This window comes from Cupriavidus gilardii, from assembly GCF_013314895.1.
GTDB lineage: Bacteria > Pseudomonadota > Gammaproteobacteria > Burkholderiales > Burkholderiaceae > Cupriavidus > Cupriavidus gilardii_C.
The window spans coordinates 132,192-149,747 of the sequence record NZ_JABTYE010000004.1; the positions used below are offsets into that span (position 1 = coordinate 132,192).

The 17,556-nt window shown below is 67.5% G+C and carries 16 protein-coding genes; 7 read left to right on the top strand and 9 right to left on the bottom strand.

All coding sequences use genetic code 11. The features are described 5' to 3' along the window. Nucleotides 1-12: 12 nt before the first annotated feature. The 6 genes from HTY53_RS05385 to HTY53_RS05410 form a co-directional block, all read right to left on the bottom strand. On the bottom strand, nucleotides 13-1,203 hold the full coding sequence (locus HTY53_RS05385; RefSeq protein ID WP_174105441.1) for an amidase: 1,191 nt from the start codon (nucleotides 1,201-1,203) through the stop codon (nucleotides 13-15). A gap of 70 nt (nucleotides 1,204-1,273) precedes the next feature. Beyond that, nucleotides 1,274-2,260: an ABC transporter ATP-binding protein gene (locus HTY53_RS05390; protein ID WP_174105577.1), complete on the bottom strand. Its 987-nt coding sequence runs from the start codon at nucleotides 2,258-2,260 to the stop codon at nucleotides 1,274-1,276. 82 nt (nucleotides 2,261-2,342) lie between these two features. Next, entirely contained in the window at nucleotides 2,343-3,425 is a 1,083-nt protein-coding gene (locus HTY53_RS05395) for an ABC transporter ATP-binding protein (protein WP_254599828.1), read from the bottom strand. Nucleotides 3,426-3,429: 4 nt separating this feature from the next. Beyond that, the gene (locus tag HTY53_RS05400; protein WP_174105442.1) at nucleotides 3,430-4,317 is read right to left on the bottom strand and encodes an ABC transporter permease; all 888 of its coding nucleotides are present in this window, start codon (nucleotides 4,315-4,317) and stop codon (nucleotides 3,430-3,432) included. A gap of 16 nt (nucleotides 4,318-4,333) precedes the next feature. Next, a complete protein-coding gene (locus HTY53_RS05405; protein ID WP_174105443.1) occupies nucleotides 4,334-5,284 on the bottom strand; it encodes an ABC transporter permease in 951 nt (316 codons plus the stop codon). 33 nt (nucleotides 5,285-5,317) lie between these two features. Then, entirely contained in the window at nucleotides 5,318-6,895 is a 1,578-nt protein-coding gene (locus tag HTY53_RS05410) for an ABC transporter substrate-binding protein (RefSeq protein WP_254599837.1), read from the bottom strand. A 440-nt stretch (nucleotides 6,896-7,335) separates the two neighbouring features. Here HTY53_RS05410 and HTY53_RS05415 point away from each other — a divergent pair, with 440 nt between their 5' ends. The 3 genes from HTY53_RS05415 to HTY53_RS05425 all read left to right on the top strand — a co-directional run bounded on the left by HTY53_RS05415 (nucleotide 7,336) and on the right by HTY53_RS05425 (nucleotide 10,915). Then, the gene (locus HTY53_RS05415; RefSeq protein ID WP_174105444.1) at nucleotides 7,336-8,451 is read left to right on the top strand and encodes an NADH:flavin oxidoreductase/NADH oxidase; all 1,116 of its coding nucleotides are present in this window, start codon (nucleotides 7,336-7,338) and stop codon (nucleotides 8,449-8,451) included. Nucleotides 8,452-8,664: 213 nt separating this feature from the next. Beyond that, nucleotides 8,665-10,053 carry an APC family permease gene (locus tag HTY53_RS05420; protein WP_174105445.1) on the top strand — a complete coding sequence of 463 codons (1,389 nt, stop codon included), beginning with the start codon at nucleotides 8,665-8,667 and terminating at the stop codon, nucleotides 10,051-10,053. 22 nt (nucleotides 10,054-10,075) lie between these two features. Further along, complete coding sequence (locus HTY53_RS05425) at nucleotides 10,076-10,915, top strand: SAM-dependent methyltransferase (RefSeq protein ID WP_174105446.1); 840 nt, start codon at nucleotides 10,076-10,078, stop codon at nucleotides 10,913-10,915. A 71-nt stretch (nucleotides 10,916-10,986) separates the two neighbouring features. On the opposite strand, the gene HTY53_RS05430 is transcribed toward HTY53_RS05425, so the two are convergent. From HTY53_RS05430 to HTY53_RS05440, 3 genes are all read right to left on the bottom strand, one after another. Then, a complete protein-coding gene (locus tag HTY53_RS05430; protein WP_174105447.1) occupies nucleotides 10,987-12,057 on the bottom strand; it encodes an alpha/beta fold hydrolase in 1,071 nt (356 codons plus the stop codon). A 322-nt stretch (nucleotides 12,058-12,379) separates the two neighbouring features. After that, nucleotides 12,380-12,844, bottom strand: coding sequence for a hypothetical protein (locus HTY53_RS05435; RefSeq protein ID WP_174105448.1), 465 nt, complete (start codon nucleotides 12,842-12,844; stop codon nucleotides 12,380-12,382). A gap of 13 nt (nucleotides 12,845-12,857) precedes the next feature. Then, complete coding sequence (locus HTY53_RS05440; RefSeq protein WP_174105449.1) at nucleotides 12,858-13,352, bottom strand: DUF6152 family protein; 495 nt, start codon at nucleotides 13,350-13,352, stop codon at nucleotides 12,858-12,860. A gap of 100 nt (nucleotides 13,353-13,452) precedes the next feature. Between HTY53_RS05440 and HTY53_RS05445 the strand changes: the two genes are divergently transcribed. The 4 genes from HTY53_RS05445 (at nucleotide 13,453) to HTY53_RS05460 (ending at nucleotide 17,555) form a co-directional block, all read left to right on the top strand. Further along, the gene (locus tag HTY53_RS05445; RefSeq protein WP_174105450.1) at nucleotides 13,453-14,382 is read left to right on the top strand and encodes a LysR family transcriptional regulator; all 930 of its coding nucleotides are present in this window, start codon (nucleotides 13,453-13,455) and stop codon (nucleotides 14,380-14,382) included. A 193-nt stretch (nucleotides 14,383-14,575) separates the two neighbouring features. Beyond that, nucleotides 14,576-15,490, top strand: a complete 915-nt coding sequence (locus HTY53_RS05450) for a TauD/TfdA dioxygenase family protein (RefSeq protein ID WP_174105451.1) — start codon at nucleotides 14,576-14,578, stop codon at nucleotides 15,488-15,490. A gap of 119 nt (nucleotides 15,491-15,609) precedes the next feature. Next, nucleotides 15,610-16,674 (top strand): ABC transporter substrate-binding protein, encoded by a 1,065-nt coding sequence (locus HTY53_RS05455; protein WP_174105452.1) that lies wholly within the window; start codon nucleotides 15,610-15,612, stop codon nucleotides 16,672-16,674. Between the two features lie 2 nt (nucleotides 16,675-16,676). Beyond that, entirely contained in the window at nucleotides 16,677-17,555 is an 879-nt protein-coding gene (locus HTY53_RS05460; RefSeq protein ID WP_174105453.1) for an ABC transporter ATP-binding protein, read from the top strand. The last annotated feature ends 1 nt before the right edge of the window (nucleotide 17,556 follow it).

A 17,556-nucleotide genomic window follows, 5' to 3' on the forward strand; every position in this document is an offset into this window, starting at 1 on the left:
CGATCGCCGCGTTCAGCCGGCCGCGGCCACCACCCGCTCGGCCAAGGCGATCAGGCTGCGATCGCTGCCGGCCGGCCCCAGCAGGGAGAAGCCAAGCGGAGCGCCATCGCGGCGGGCGAGCGGCAGGCTGATCTGCGGAAAGCCGGACAGGCCGGCGAGGCACAGCATCTGCACGGCGCGGTTGCGATAGTCTTCCAGCGAGCCGGCCGCGGCGTCGCTCAGCGGCGAGATATCCGGCATCGTCGGCAACAGCAGCACGCCATCGTTGCCAAGCAGCGCGGCAAGGTGGGTGGTGAAGGCGCGGCGCACCTGCGTGGCCTCGTCGTACTGTCCGGCAGTGACGGCCTTCGAGAACGCAAAGCGCGCTGCCACATCCGGACCCAACTGCAGGCCGTAGCGCTCGATCATGCCGCCGTCGCTGCGCCACGCTTCCCAGCCTTGCACATAGCGGAAGGCCCAGTAGAGATCGTCGATCGGGCGGTCCGCGGCGGCGACGGCATCGGCCTTGCCGAGTGCGCCTTCGATACGCGCCACGACGGGGAGGAGGGCTTCGCGTGCACCTGGCGTAGGCAGGGCAAACAGGTCTTGCGCAAGCAACAGGCGAGGCGATGTCGGCAAGGCAGCGGCGTCCGAGCCCAGCAGCACGTCGGCGACCCGCGCGAAGGTGAAGATGTCGCGCGCGAAGAAGCCGCAGGTATCCAGGCTGTCGCACAGCGGCAGGCACTGCGCCAGAGAGACGCGGCCATGAGTCGGGCGGATTCCGAACAGGCCGCAATGGCTCGCCGGGGCGCGTACCGAGCCCCCGGTATCGGTGCCCAGCGCGAAGTCGCACAGGCCGTTCGACACCGCGGAGGCGGAGCCGGACGAGGAGCCGCCGGTGATGCGGTCGGGCGCCGCGCCGTTGACCGGCGCGCCGTAGTGCGCGTTCTTGCCGTTCATCGAGAAGGCCAGCTCGTCGGTATGGGTCTTGCCGACAAACGCTGCGCCGGCGTCGAGCAGGCATTGCACCGCGGGCGCCGTGGACGTTCTGATGCCCGACATTGCGAGCACGTGCGGATTGCCGCCACCGGTGGGATAGCCCGCCACGTCGAACAGGTCCTTGGCGGCGAAGCGCAGGCCGTGCAACGGCCCGCCTGGCGCGTGGCGCACGTCGACTTCGGGGTAGGGCATGAAGGCGCGGGAGGGATGCGATGCCAGGCTCATGGGGTTTGCGCAGGGTGTTGGAAGGCCCGAGCCCGCGCCGATGCGCGATGGTCGGGTCCGGTTCGTGGGATCAGGCCGCGGCCACGGCCAATGCGGGTTCGGCAGCAGCGGTCAGCACGCAGCTGACGCGATGACCGTTCCCCAGCGAGACGGACGGCGGCACGCGCTGCAGGCATTCCGGCCGCGCATGGGCGCACCGCGGCGCAAAGCTGCAACCGGCGGGCAACGCCGCCAGATCCGGCGGCGATCCCGGAATGGCGGTCAGCCGCTCCCCGCGTGCCATGCCGTGCTGCCGGCTTTGCAACAGCGCGATGGTGTAGGGATGGCGCGCGTCGCGCAGCAGCGTCCGGATCGGACCTTCCTCGACGATGCGGCCGCCGTACATCACGGCGACCCGATCCGCAATCTCGACCGCGGCGCCGATATCGTGGGTCACGAACACGATCGACAGCCCAAGCGCGCGCTGCAGTTCGCGCAACAGGATCAGCACCTGGATCTGGACGGTGGCATCGAGGGCGGTGGTGGGCTCGTCGGCCAGCAGGATCTTCGGCCTGGCGGATAACGCCAGCGCGATCATCGCGCGCTGCCGCATGCCGCCCGACAGTTCGTGCGGGTAGGCGGCCAGGCGCCGCTCGGGGCTGGGAATGCGCACCGACTCCAGCGCCTGCAGCGCCTGCCGGCGCGCTTCGGCGGCCGAGACACGGGCATGGGTACGGATGCACTCGACGATCTGCTGGCCGATCGTGTAGACGGGATCGAGCGCGAGCAGCGGCTCCTGGAACACCATGGCGACGGTGCCGCCGCGGATGCGGGCCAGCCCCTTGGTGTCGAGCCGCATCACGTCGGTGCCGTCGATGAGGATGTCGCCGGTCATGGTGGTGCGGCGGGGCGGATGCAGCCGCATCAGCGCGCGCAATGTCACGCTCTTGCCCGAACCCGACTCGCCGATCAGCGCGACGGCTTCGCCGGGAGCGACTTCGAGCGAGACGCCGTTGACGGCACGGATGGTCTTGCCGCCGGCGTCGAAAGCGACATGCAGGTCGCGCACGGAAACCATTGGCGTGGCGGACGAAGGCGTGGCGTTCGGTGCCGATGCGTTCGATGCCGATGCGGGCACGGTGGCATTCATGTCGGCTTCCTCAGCAGGGCGCGGCAGCGCAGGCCGCCGGTTGCCGTACCAGCGGCCGCGAATGGCCGCTGTCGGGCTCGGCCATCAGACAGGCCACCGGATGGCCGGCCATCGTGTCGGACAGCACGGGCGCGCGCCGTCCGCACACGGATTCGGCCAGGCTGCAGCGCGGATGGAAACTGCAACCGGACGGCGGATCGATCGGATTGGGCGGGTCGCCGGCCAGCGGCGGCGCCAGCGTGCGGCGATCCGGATCCATCGAGGGCATCGACGCGAGAAGGGCCCGCGTGTACGGATGGGCCGGATTGGCGTAAATCACTTCGGTGTCGCCGATCTCCGCGACCTTGCCCAGGTACATCACCATCACGCGATCGCACAGGTAGCGAATCACGTTCAGATCGTGGCTGATGAAGACGTAGGTCAGATCGAACTCCGCCTTCAGGTCCAGCAGCAGATTCAGCACCTGCGCCTCGACCGACTTGTCCAGGGCCGAGACCGCCTCGTCCAGAATCACCAGACGCGGCCGCAGCACCAGCGCTCGGGCGATATTGACCCGCTGGCGCTGGCCGCCCGACAGCTCGTGCGGATAGCGGCCGCCAAAGCGCAACGGCTCGAGGCCCACGCGCGCGAGAAGATGGCGCGCCCGCTCGATCGCCTCGCGCGCCGGAATGCCATGCACCCGCGCGGTGAAGGCGATCGACTCCTCGATGGTCAGCCGCGGGTTCAGCGACGAATAGCTGTCCTGGAACACCATCTGCACCTGGCTGCGGTAGCGCTTGAGCGGCAGCTGCGCGGAGCCGACGCCCAGCGCGTCGAAGATCAGTTCGCCGCTGTCCTGCTCGGTCAGCTGCATCAGCAGCCGCGCTGTGGTCGACTTGCCGCAGCCCGATTCGCCGACCACGCCGAGCGTCTCGCCCTTGAGCACGTCGAAGCTGACGCCATCGACCGCGCGTACCGCGCCGGCGCGGCGCCCGGGGATTCCGCCCTTCAGCGGGAAGTGCTTGACCAGATCGCGCGCGATCACCAGCGGCTGGGCGGGGCCACCGAGGTCGAGGGTCGGCGAGGATGGCGGCATCGGCATCGGCATCGGCATCGGCTCAGTCCTTGATTTCCATCGCCGAGCGGATGCCGTCGGCGAGCAGGTTGAACGAGATCGAGGTCAGGAAGATCATCGCCCCGGGCAACGCGGCGACCCAGGGCTGGGTATAGATCGCGGTGCGCAGCGTGTTCAGCATCAAGCCCCATTCCGGCTCGGGCGGCTTGACGCCAAGACCGAGGAAGGACAGGCCGGAAGCGAGGATCATCGACACCGAAATCAGGCCGGTCGCGTAGACGAAGATCGGTCCGAGCACGTTGTTCAGCACATGCGCGCGCACGATGGTCAGGGCGGACGCCCCAGACGCCCGCGCTGCGTCGACGAACTCGCGGTTGCGCACCTGGGTGGTGACGCTCTCGGCCACGCGCGCGATCTGCGGCACGAAGACGATGGTCAGCGACAGCAGCGCATTGCCGACGCCGGCGCCGAGCGTGCCGGAGAGCGCGATGGCCAGCAGCACCGACGGGAAGGCGTAGAAGATGTCGACGATCCGCATGATCGCGGTGTTGGTCCAGCCGCCGGCATAGCCGGCGACAATGCCGAGCGCGCTTCCCAGCACGAAGGCGATCAGCACCGGCGTGATGCCCATGAACAGCGACAGCCGCGCGCCAAGGATCAAACGCGACAGCATGTCGCGGCCGAGCTCGTCGGTGCCGAGCGGATAGCCCTCGGTGCCGATCGGCTTCAGGCGCTTCAGGATCGACGAGGCATAGGGATCGGCCGGCATCAGCAGCGGCGCGAAGATCGCAAGCACGATCAGCGCGAGCAGGATCAGCGCCGCGGCCATCGCCAGCTTGTTGCGCAGCAGCCGGCGGCCCACCGTGGCCCAGTAGCCGGGGGAGCGCTCCATCGCGGCCGGCGCGGCGGCATTGTCCAGCGTCATTTCCATGGAATTCTCCGGAGCGCTAGTTGCGCTGGATGCGCGGATCGAACAGCGTCTGCAGCGCGTCGACCGTCAGGTTCAGCAGCACAAAAAACACCGCCAGCACCAGGATCGTCCCTTGCAGCAGCGGGAAATCGCGCTGGAAGATCGCCGAGTTCAGCAGGAAGCCGGTGCCCGGCCACGCGAACACCGTCTCGATCAGGATCGAGCCGCCGAGCAGATAGCCTAGCTGCAGGCCCATCACCGACAGCGCGGTCGGTGCGACGTTCTTGACCACATGGCGGAACACCGCGAGATCGGACAGGCCGCGCGCCTTCAGGCCGACGATGAACTCGTTGGACAGGATCTCGGCCACCAGCGCGCGAATGGTTCGCGCGACGATGCCCATTGGAATCACGGACATCGTGATGGCCGGCAGCAGCATGTACTGCACATGTTCCCAGTTCCAGTTCCAGTCGCCCGAGCCGCCGGGGCCGGCCCCGGTCGCCGGCAACCAGCCCAGCATCACCGAGAACACGATGGCCAGCACCATGCCCAGCCAGTAATGCGGCACGCTGACGCCGAACACCGACAGGAACGAGGCCGCGCGGTCGATCGCCGAATCGCGCAGATAGCCGGCGACGAAGCCGAACAGGCAGCCGAAGGTGAAGCCGATCAGCGTGGCCACCGCCGCCAGCCGCACCGAATTGACCACCGCGGTGGCGACCTCCTGCATCACCGGGCGGCTGGTGGCGATCGACGTGCCCAAGTCGCCGTGCAGTGCGCGCGTCAGCCAGTGCACGAATTGCTCGACGAAGGGCTTGTCGAAGCCGTACAGCGCGGCCAGCTGCTGGCGCATTTCTTCCGAGGCGTCGGGCGGCAGCACCGACACCAGCGGATCGCCCGGTGCAATATGCACCAGCGAGAAGCACAGCAACGCGACTCCCAGCAGAATGGGCAACGCGTACAGCGCGCGGCGAAGCAGATAGGACATGGTGGCGGGCCCGGGCAGTCGATTCCGTTCGAATCAATCCATCGACATGGTGGCGATGTCGATGAACCAGCTTTGCGGCTGCACCACGCCCTTGACCTTCTTCGAGATCGCGCGCGGGCCGACGTCATGCGCGATCAGCACGAACGGCGCTTCCTCGACGATGCGCGCATGCAGCTTCGCCAGCGCGCTGTCGCGGCCCTTGTCGTCGAACGAGGTGCGGGCGGTCTCGATCAGCTTGTCGAACTCCGGATTGCTGAAGTACCCCCAGTTGTTGGAGACGGGCGGCTGGGTCTTGCTGCTGACGAAGCGGACCATCGCGAAGAACGGGTCCATCGCCGCGAAGCTGACGTTGATCGCATTGGCGCCGTGTGCGCTCGGATCCTTGGCGCCGATGCGCCAGTTGGTAAACAGCGTGTTCCATTCAACCACGTCGAAATCGACGTCGATGAAGCACTCCTTCAGGTTCTGCTGCACGTACTCGTTCATTGGCAGCGGCTGCATCTGTCCGGAGCCCGAGGCGGAAACCTGCACCTTGACCTTGACCGGCTTGGCCGCCGAATAGCCCGCCTCCTGCATCAGCTTGCGGGCGCCGGCCGGGTCGTACCTGATATCGAACTTCGGATTGCCCCACCACGGGTTGCCCGGTTCGACGATGCCCCTGGCCTCGGCCATATAGCCGCCAAGCAGCGTCTTCAGCCCCGAGCGGTTGACACACAGGTTGGCCGCCTGGCGCACGCGCTTGTCGAGCCAGGGCGAGCCCGGCGCGAACGACAGCTGCCACGGCCACATGTGCGGCTGCGCGTTGGCGTAGACCTGGAAGCCGCGGCTCTTGATCTGCGCGATGGCGTCCGGTGCGGGCGCCTCGATCCAGTCGACCTGCCCGGACAGCAGCGCCGCGGTACGCGCATTGGCCTCCGGCATCGGCATCATCACGACCTTGTCGATCTTCGGCACCCGCTTCGCATCCCAGTACTGGGCGTTCTTCACGACCTCGAGGCGCTCGCGCGGCACGAAGCGGCTCATCTTGAACGGTCCGGTACCCGCCGCATCGGCGGCGAAGGCGACCCAGGCCTGCTTGGAGCGTTCGACCGGATCGGTGACGGCGGCCGGCACCGCGGCGAACTTCTTCTCCCATTGCGTGGGCGAGGCCATGAACAGGTTGGTCAGGTTGTACGGCAGGAAAGAGTCGGGCTCGGAGGTGGTCAGCTCCACCGTCAGGTCGTCGATCTTGCGCGCCGATCGCAGCGTCGGCATGCGCGATGCGGTCACGCCGACCTGGCTCGGGTCGAACTGCTTCGCGGTCTTGTCCAGGACCTTGCCGACGTTCCACACCACCGCATCGGCGTTGAATGGCGTGCCGTCATGGAACTTGACGTTGGGACGCAGCTTGAACACCCACCTGGTCTTGTCCTTGGCGTCCACCTTCCATTCGGTGGCGAGCCCGGGGATCAGCAGGCTCGGACCATCGCTCCTGGACAGGTCCCATTGCGTCAGGCCGTCGTACATCGGAATGCCGCTGAAGCGGTTGCCCTCGAAGCCCTGGTCCGGCTGGCCCAGCGTACGGGGAATATCGGCCGCCGTCATGCCGATGCGCAGCACCTTCTCCGCCATCGCGGAGCCGGGCAATGCCAGCAGCGCCAGCGCCACGGCCGCGCCGATGGTGCCAAGCCGTTGACGGGCGCCGGTGGCCGAGGCGGCGGTGGCGAGGGAAGCGGCGGTCGACATCGATGCGAAAGCGCAGGCAAAGCTGTTCACTGGCATGGCTCCTGAGTGGGGAAGAGACGTCGGCACTGCCAAAGCAAGTGGTATGCCACCGGATTTTCGGCATTGCTGCGGTGATCCTGCGTATCGGGCCGGCCGATCCGTGTCGAAACGGAGCAGGGGCACCATCGGCGGGAGCCGGCGCACCACGAACGGCGGGCCTCGCACCAAGATGCGTCCATGCGCACCGTTGGCCTCGCCTGCAGCAATCGCACAGTTGCCGCACAATGCCTGCCTGGCCCGCAGTGCCGGGCCGATACGAACCACAAGAAGTCACGAGAGGTTTCCCGATGTCCGCACTCTTCACGCCCCTGCAGATCGGCGATCTGCAGCTCGACAACCGCATCCTGATCGCGCCGATGTGTCAGTACTCGGCGGAGCAGGGCAATGCCACCGACTGGCACCTGATCCACCTCGGTCATCTCGCGCTGTCCGGCGCCGGCATGCTGATTCTCGAAGCGACCGCGGTCTCGCCGCAGGGACGCATCACGCCCTACGACCTCGGCTTGTACTCGGACGAGAACGAGGCGGCGCTGGCGCGCGTGCTGAAGGCGGTGCGCACCCATTCGCCGATCAAGGTCGCGATGCAGATCGCGCATGCGGGGCGCAAGGCGTCGAGCCGCGCGCCCTGGGATGGCGGTGCCCAGATCCGTCCCGACGAGCCCGAGGGCTGGCAGACCGAGGCGCCGTCCGCGGTACCGCATGCGCCGAACGAAGTCGCCCCGGTAGCGCTGGACCGGGCCGGACTCGAACGCGTCAAGCGCGACTTCGTCGAGACCGCGAAGCGCGCCGCGCGCCTGGGCATCGATGCGATCGAGATTCACGCCGCGCACGGCTATCTGCTGCATCAGTTCCTGTCGCCGATCGCCAATCATCGCGACGACGAGTACGGCGGCAGCCTGGAGAACCGGATGCGCTTTCCGCTGGAAGTGTTCGACGCGGTGCGGGCTGTCTTCCCGGCCGACCGTCCGGTGTGGGCGCGCATCTCCGCGACCGACTGGGTGCCAAACGGCTGGGATATCGAGGGCACGGTGGCGATCTCGAAGGAGCTGGCCAAACGCGGCTGCGCAGCGATCCATGTGACCACCGGCGGCGTCTCGCCGCAGCAGGCGATCAAGCTGGGGCCCGGCTATCAGGTCCCGTACGCGCAGCGCGTCAAGGCGGAGGTCGGGCTGCCGACCATCGCGGTCGGGCTGATCACCGAACCGGAGCAGGCCGAAAGCATCATCGCCAACGGCGAGGCCGACGCGGTGTCGCTGGCGCGGGCGATGCTGTACGACCCGCGCTGGCCGTGGCATGCCGCGGCCAGGCTCGGCGCGCAGGTCAACGCGCCGAAGCAGTACTGGCGATCGCAGCCGCGCGAGTTCAAGGACCTGTTCGCGAGTGCGGCTTTCGGCCAACGTTGAATGACACCGATGTCATTTTCGGCGCCTTTAGGGCGACCTTCCCGTCACGTCGATTGACGGCTCCACGGAGCAGGCCACCACACCCCTAGTCACTCATCCGGATGTTTCGTATTGTGGACAGGCAGACAAGCCCGCTGCCTTCCACGGCGGCGATTCGCATGCGGAATGCAAGCCTGTTTCGCTCCATCCGTCCGAGGCATAGGGATGACCGGGATGACCGATCCGAACCAACCCCGACCGCAGGGCATCCTGTCGGTCTTCGATGCCATCACCATCATGGTGGGCCTGGTGGTCGGGGTCGGGATCTTCCGGACGCCTTCGATCGTCGCCGGCAGCGTCGAGTCGGAGGCGATGTTCATCCTGGTCTGGATCGTCGGCGGCATCATCACCTTCATCGGCGCGCTGTGCTATGCGGAGCTGTCGGCGGCCCATCCCAATGCCGGGGGCGAATACCACTTCCTGTCGCGCGCCTACGGTCGCTCGACCGCCATGATGTTCGGATGGGCGCGCTGTACCGTCATCCAGACGGGGGCCATTGCGGCGGTCGCCTTCATGCTGGGCGATTACCTTGCGCAGCTGCTGCCGGCCGGTCTGTTCGGCCCGTTCGCCCCACTCGCCCCATTCGCGCCGGCCATCTATGCGGCGTTGGCCGTGATCGTGCTGACCGCGGTCAATGTGATCGGCACCATCGAAGGCAAGAACCTGCAGGTGGTGGTGACCTTCCTGGAGATCGGCGCGATCGGCGCGATCATCCTGTTCGGGCTGTTCGCATCGCCCGAGACCGCCGAGCGCGCCGCGCCCGCGATGCCGCCGGAATCGGCCGCGATCGGCATGGCGATGATCTTCGTGCTGTTGACCTATGGCGGCTGGAACGAGGCGGCCTATCTGACCGGCGAACTGAAGGACGCACCGCGCAACATCGCCAAGGTGCTGGCGGGCGGCACCGTCATTCTGGTGGTGCTGTACACGCTGGCCAATCTGGCGTTGCTGTCGATCCTCGGGCTCGATGGGCTGCGCGAATCCGACGCAGTCGCGGCCGACATGATGCGCGTGGTGGCGGGGCCGATCGGCGAGCGCGTGGTCACGGCGGCCATCGTAATCGCTGCGGTGTCGACGCTGAACGCCACCATCTTCACCGGTTCGCGCGTGTTCTATGCGATGGCGCGCGACATGACCATCATGCAATGGGTCGGCGTCTGGGACGGCCGCGGCAAGACGCCGGCCAACGGCCAGATCGCACAGGGCATCATCGCGCTGGCGCTGATCGCGGTGGGCGCCATCACGCGCGACGGCTTCAAGGCGATGGTCGACTACACCGCGCCGGTGTTCTGGGGGTTTCTGCTGCTGGTCGGCCTCTCGCTGTTCGTGCTGCGCTGGCGGCATCCCGACCGCGTGTTGCCGTATCGCGTGCCGCTGTATCCGATCACGCCGATCATCTTCTGCCTGACCTGCCTGTACATGCTCTATGCCAGCGTGACCTATACCGGCGCGGCGGCCCTGATCGGGCTCGCGATGCTCGCGGCCGGCGCGCCGATCCTGCTGTTCAAGCGCAAGCAGGTCGAAGTCGCGGAGAACCAGGACGCTACACCGGATCCCATGTGACCATCAGAACAGGAGAACGTCGATGACGATCTTGCGCCATTCCTTCGTCGCAGCCGCGATGTTCGCCGCGGGGGCGGCGGCCTTCATCGAACCGGGGTTCGCACAGACGGAGACGAGCTCCGAGACCTCGGTCTACAAGCCGTCGGTCGGTCAGTCCGGCAAGGACGTGGTATGGGTGCCCACCTCGCAAGCCTTGGTCGATCGCATGCTCGACATGGCGGGGCTGACACCGAAGGACCATCTGGTCGATCTGGGGTCCGGCGATGGCCGGCTGGTGATCACCGCGGCCAAGCGCGGCGCCACCGCGCGCGGCATCGAGTACAACGCGGACATGGTGGCGCTGTCGCGGCGTGCGGCCCAGGCCGAGGGCGTCGCCAATCGCGCCAGATTCGACCAGGGCGATATCTTCAAGTCGGACTTCTCCAACGCGACCGTGGTCACGCTGTTCCTGCTGCCCGATCTGAATCTGCGGCTGCGGCCGACCTTGCTGAACATGAAACCCGGCACGCGGGTCGTCTCGAATACATTCACGATGGACGACTGGGAGCCGGACGAAACGGCGCAGGTCACGCAGGGCTGCGCGGGACACTGCACCGCCTACAAATGGGTGATTCCGGCCAAGGTGCAAGGCACCTGGCGGATCGGCGACAAGCAGCTGGTGCTGACGCAGAAGTATCAGAAGATCGAGGGAACGCTGCGCGAAGAGGGTGCCGCCACGCCGATCAGCGACGGCCGCATCGATGGCACGCGGATCGCATTTACCGCCGGCGACCAGCGCTATACCGGGGAGATCAGCGGCAAGACGATGCAGGGCACGACCGAGGGGGGAGGGCGCTGGAACGCGACAATGGTGTCGCGTTAGCGCGAACGCCGATCAGACGGCTTGCCGTGGCGATGCACGGCAAGCCGTCTGCACATCGCGCTCAAGCGTGATCAACGCGCGCCGTCCGCCGCCCCAAGCCCGCGCAGCAGCGCATTGTGGAACTGCGCGGGCGACTCGACCTGCGGCGAATGGCCCAGCTCGGGGAAGGCCACCAGCGTCGCGTTCGGAATCGTGCGCGCGGCGCGGCGTCCGAGTTCGGGATAGTTGCCCAGCTTGCTGGCGATCTCGGGCGCGGCGCGGTTGGCGCCCGGCGCGGTACGGTCCTTCTCGCCGATCATCACCAGCGTAGGCGCCGCGATCCGGGAGAACTCGTGGATGACCGGCTGCGTGAACAGCATCTCGGAGGTCTGCGCCTGATTCCACGCGACCTGCTCCTTGCCGGGACCGGCGTACATCCCAGCCTGCATCGCAACCCAGCGGTCGTATTCGGGGCGCCATTTGCCGTTGTAGTAGAAGCGCAGCTGATAAGCCTTGATCGAATCGAAGTTCGTTTTCAGCTCGCCCTGATACAGCTGATCGACGGTGGCATAGGGCACGCCTTCGGCCTGCCAGTCTTCCAGCCCGATCGGATTGACCAGCACCAGCTGCTCCACCGCCTTCGGATACTGCAGCGCGAAGCGCGCGGCCAGCATGCCGCCCATCGAATGGCCGATGACGGTGGCGCGCGTCACGCCGCGCGATTCCAGCAGGGCCTGCGTATTGGCGGCGAGCTGCGCGAAGCTGAACTGATAGCCCTTCGGTTTGGTTGAGGCGCAGAAGCCGATCTGATCCGGCGCGATCACCCGGTAGCCGGCTTTGCTGAGCGTGTCGATGGTGGCTTCCCACGTCGCGCCGCAGAAGTTCTTGCCGTGCAGCAGCACTGCGGTGCGGCCGTTGGGCTTGCCCTTCGGCGCGACGTCCATGAAAGCCATCGACAGGTCCTGCTGCTGGGACTTGAAGGGGAAGCGCTGGATCGGGTGGGGGTAGGGGAAGCCTTCCAGCTGCGGGCCGTAAGGCGTGACGGCGGGCGTGGGGCTGGTTGCGGCTTGTTCGGCCGCGCCAGCGGCGGGCGCGGCGGCGGTCAAGGCCAGCGAAACCGCCAGCGTGGACAGGGGCAACCAACGGGTCGGAGTCGTTTTCATGCTGGGCTCCCGGGTGGGGGGAAGACGATGAGGGAAAACAGACTCGATGTGACCGTGGGGTAACAAAAAAGTTCAGGGATTGGGGCATCTGTCGTCATTGGGAGGGCGGTTGCCCTCTCCCCAGCCCTCTCCCGCAAGCGGGAGAGGGAGCTCGCGCGACGCCAGCGCGACTCGCTTCGCTCACCCGCACGCGCCACGACCGCGATGACGGGCTCCCCCGCACGACCACGACCGCGATGACGCGCGCCCCTCTCCCGCTTGCGGGAGAGGGGCTGGGGGAGAGGGTAGCGGCCTTCGCAGTACGACAACGGCCGAGGCCGGATCATCCGAACGCCAGCATCCTCCCCGCCAGCAAGACCGTCGCCCACAGTCCAAGCGACAGCACGCCGGCCAGCCGCGCGTGACGCGGATCCCGGCGCCGGCGGGAGGCCAGATGCAGCGCCAGCGCGTTGAGCGCGGCGGTACCGATCAGCGCCAGCTTGGCGGCGAACCACGGGTTCGACAGGTACTCGCGCGCAGCCGGCGCGAACAGCAGCAATCCAGAGAGCAGCGCCAGGACGAACCCGCCTAGCGACAACGGCACCAACGTCTGCTGCACGGCCGCGTCATCGAGCCGCAGCAATCCCCCCGCAAGCCGCAGGTCGACCACTGCGATGGTCCCAAACAGCAGACCGATGCCGAGCAGATGCAGCCAGCTGACCAGCGGATAGACCCAGGTCGAGGCGCGCAGCGCCATGACTGGCTGCCATGCCTCGACCGCGGCGAACCAGGCGTCCCACGTTTCCATGCCGCGGTCCCGCTCAGCCGCGTGGCGCGCCGCTGCAACCGGCAGGCAGCGCGACCGATTGCTGGCGCACGCCGACGCCGTCCAGCACGATCAGGGCCGGCCTGGCGACATGGCGGTCGTTGCAGGACGGAAAGCCGATCGCCTCGAGCCGGTCGCCCGGGCGCGGCTCGCGCGGCATGCCCCATCGTTCAAGCCGATTGATCGGCGCCAGGTCGAGCGTCCAGCGTCCGGCCGAGGCCGGCGCGCGAACCGCCTCCAGCGTCCTGGCGAAGCCGAGTTCGGCCAGTTCAGGCGGCACGGGCAGCGCGTTCCAGTTCGCCGGCAAGGCCTTGGCGTCGACCTCGATCGTCACCTGCGGATGGGGATTCCGCCAGGTCACCGAGACCACGCGGCCGGAGAAATAGAGCGGCGCGGCAGTATCGTAATACCCCCAGCCGTGATGCGCCAGCACCGGTGTGCCGAGCATCATGGCCAGACTGCACAGTGCGATTGCCACCAGCTGCTTCATCGTTCCTTCCTTTCGCCATTGCATGGGCGCCAAGATACCCCTGGCCAATTCATGCATCAATCGACCAAAATGGCATCGTTCGATACGCCAGGAGGTATCAATGGAGTTCCAGCAGCTGAGGCTCTTCGTCGCCGTGGCCGAAGCCCTGCATTTCGGCCGGGCGGCGCAGCAAGTCGGCATGGCGCAACCGCATCTGAGCCGGGCGATCGCCAGGCTCGAAGACGAGATCGGCGTGCGGCTGTTCGAGCGGACCAGCCGCCGGGTGGCGCTGACCGCCGCCGGCGAGCGGCTGCGCGAGGAGGCGATCGATCTGCTGCAAGGGGAGCGGCGCGCGCGCGAGGCCGCGCGTACAGCCGGGCAGCAAAGACGTCGGCGTCTGCGTATCGCCTATGTCTCGGCGGCCCTCTATCGTGCCTTGCCGGCCGCGCTGCGCCATCTGTCGCGGGGCGCCGAGCCGGTCGAATTTGCGCTGCAGGAAGCCACCACCAATGAACAACTGGCGCTGATTGCGGCCGGCGAGATCGATCTGGGCATCGGCCATCCGCCGTTCGACACGCATGCGCGGCTGGCCAGCGTGCTGCTGGCAAACGACCGCTTCGACGCCGTGCTGCCCGCCGATCACCACTTGGCCGGCCGGACGGCAATCGGCCTTGCAGAACTGGCCAGCGAGCCGCTGGTGCTGTTCCCCGAGGCACAGGGGCCAGCGCTGTATGCCGCGATTCGCGACCGCTGTCGCCTGGCTGGCCACGCCATGCGGGTGGTAGCGACCGCGCCGCGCCTGCATGGCCAACTGTCGCTGGTCGCGGCGGGGCTCGGCATCGGGCTGGCGCCGACGCAGTCGCGTAGCCTCGCGGTGGCGGGCACCGTGCGCCTTCCGCTCAAGCCTTATCCGGCCGCACTGGTGTTGCCGTTGGCAGCGCTCTACGACGCGCGCTCGCGCCATCCGGCCTTGCCGCTGGCGCTGGCGGCATTGCGGCGAGCCGTGACCACGCGGATGGGCGGCGCAGCGCAGGGCGCGGCACGGCCATGATCCGCGCGATCCGCGTGAACCGGGCGATCCCTCGAGGCTGATGGCCGCGTCCATATGCGAAGAACGGATAAGACCGAACGATTTGATTCGTTGACCGGCGATAGCCGGTCTCCTTAGCATCGATCCCAGTCGATGACGGCGCGAGCACCGCGTTGCATCGTGCCTTGATCCATTCCGAGTTTCCGTACCGCACATGACTGTTTCCATTCAGGCGGCACTGCCCGCGCGTCCTCCCGTCGTGACGCCAGGCGCCGGCGCCGGCTTCGACATCCGCCCCTTCGACGCGCCGCTGGGCGCCGAAGTTGTCGGGCTCGACCTGTCGCGGCCGCTGTCGGAGGCGGATTTCCTCCGCATTCATCGTGCGCATCTCGATCACCACGTGCTGGTGTTCCGCGACCAGCGCATCACGCCTGAGCAGCAGATCGCCTTCAGCCGGCGTTTCGGGCCGCTGCAGATCCACGTGCTGCACCAGTTCCAGCTGGCAGGCCATCCGGAAGTGCTGATCGTGTCCAACGTGCTGAAGGACGGCAAGCCCATCGGGCTCGGCGATGCCGGCCACTTCTGGCATTCGGATCTCTCGTACAAGGAAAAGCCGAGCCTGGGCTCGCTATTGCACGCGCAAGAGCTGCCGGCGGAGGGGGGAGACACCCTGTTCGCGAACCAGCATCTGGCCTGGGAAACGCTCCCGGCGGAGCTGAAGCGCGCGGTCGAAGGGCGGCAGGCCGAGCACACCTATCTCGCGCGCTATGCCGAGCTGCAGCAGCGCAGCCCGTGGCGGCCGAACCTGACCCCGGAGCAGATTGCGCAGGTCAAGCCGGTGCTGCAGCCGGTGGTCCGCACGCATCCCGAGACCGGCCGGCGTGCGCTGTTCGTCAGCGAGCATTTCACCACGCGGATCGTCGGCCTGCCCGAGGACGAGAGCCGGGCGCTGCTCGACGCGCTGTTCGCCCACAGCGTCAAGCCGGAGTTCGTCTATCGCCATCGCTGGCAGCCGCATGACCTGGTGTTCTGGGACAACCGTTCGCTGCTGCATCTGGCTGCCGGCTGTCCAGCCGATCAACGCCGCGTGATGTACCGCACCACGATCGAGGGCGACATCCCGTTCTGACGGCACTGTCAGCGCAGGCCCCGATCCGAAGCGAACGGATCGATCAGCCAGACGGACCGTCTCGCGGCGGTCCGCGTCCTCCATCCCGCAAGACAAACTTTTCTCTCCGGAGCCCCATCATGGCAGCACCGTATCCCCGTTCGTCACTGTTCAGCCGCTTGCGCGTCCGCCTGAGCCGCCGCCTGATCTCCCTTGCCATCGGCGCCAGCGTCGGCGCCGGCGCACTGGCGTTCACCACACCGGCCCAGGCCGAAGGGCAGATCCGCATCGCCGAGCAATTTGGCGTGGTTTATCTGCTGCTCAACGTGGCCCGCGAACAGCAGCTGATCGAGAAGCAGGGGCAGAAGCAAGGCCTGGACATCAAGGTCGAATGGACCCGGCTGTCGGGCGGTTCGGCCGTCAACGACGCGTTGCTGTCCGGCGCGATCGATGTAGGCGGCGCCGGCGTCGGTCCGCTGCTGACGCTGTGGGACCGCACCCGGGGCAAGCAGAACGTCAAGGGGATCGCCTCGCTGGGCAGCTTCCCGTACTACCTGGTCAGCAACAACCCCAAGGTCAAGACCATCGCGGACTTTACCGACAAGGACCGCATCGCATTGCCCGCGGTCACGGTGTCGGTGCAGGCCCGCGTGCTGCAGCTGGCCGCGGCCCGGCAATGGGGCGACAAGGCGTTCAACCAGCTCGACAAATGGACCGTGGCGATGCCGCATCCGGAGGCCGCATCGGCGATCATCAACGGCGGCACCGAGGTCACCGCGCATTTTGCCAATCCGCCATTCCAGGAGCAGGAACTGGCCGGCAACCCGAACGCACGCATCGTGCTCAATTCGTACGACGTGCTTGGCGGTCCGAGCTCGTCGACGGTGCTGTACGCCACCGAGAAGTTCCGCAACGACAATCCGAAGACCTACCGTGCCTTCGTCGATGCGCTGGCCGAGGCGGCGCGCTACGTCACCGCCAATCCCGAGGCCGCCGCGGATCTCTATATCCGTGCGAACAAGGCCAAGATCGACCGCACGCTGCTGGTCGGCATCCTGAAGAACCCGCAGGTGCAATTCCGCATCGCGCCGCAGAACACGTTCGTGCTGGCCGAGTTCATGCATCGCGTCGGCGCGATCCGCAATCAGCCGAAGTCCTGGCAGGACTACTTCTTCGTCGATCCGGCCACCGCACAGGGGAGCTGACCATGACCGCCACCGTCTCGCAACCGTTGCGCGTGGTCGGCGCCGCCGGCCAGCGCGGCACGCTGCTGCAGATCCGCGACGTCTCGCTGGAATATCGGACGCCCGAGCGCGTGGTGCGCGCCACGCACCGGGTCAGCTTCGATGTGCATGCCGGCGATCGCTTCGTGCTGCTGGGGCCGTCGGGCTGCGGCAAGTCGACGCTGCTGAAGGCGGTGGCGGGCTTCGTACCGCCGATCGAGGGCGAGATCCGGCTCGACGGCGAGCGCGTGCGCGCGCCCGGCCCGGATCGCATCGTGGTGTTCCAGGAGTTCGACCAGCTGCCGCCGTGGAAGACGGTCAAGCAGAACGTAATGTTTCCGCTGATGCAGGCGCGCGGGCTGCGCCGTGCCGAGGCGGCCGAGGTGGCGCTGCACTATCTGGACAAGGTCGGCCTTGCCAACTTTGCCGATGCCTATCCGCACACGCTGTCCGGCGGCATGAAACAGCGCGTCGCCATCGCGCGGGCGCTGGCGCTGCGGCCCAAGGTGCTGCTGATGGACGAACCGTTCGCCGCGCTCGATGCGCTGACGCGCCGCCGCATGCAGGAGGAACTGCTGGCGCTGTGGCAGGACGCGGCCTTCACGCTGCTGTTCGTCACGCATTCGATCGAGGAGGCGCTGGTGGTCGGCAACCGCATCCTGCTGCTGTCGCCGCATCCGGGGCGCGTGCGCGCCGAGCTGAACAGCCACCAGTTCGATCTGCACAGCCAGGGCACCGCGGCATTCCAGCAGACCTCGCAGCGCATCCATCATTTGCTGTTCGACACGCCGGCGCCGGACGCCGGCGGCGAGCCCAACGCCGACGCCGCGAACATCGCTCCGCGCGCCGCGCAGGCCCGTTGAG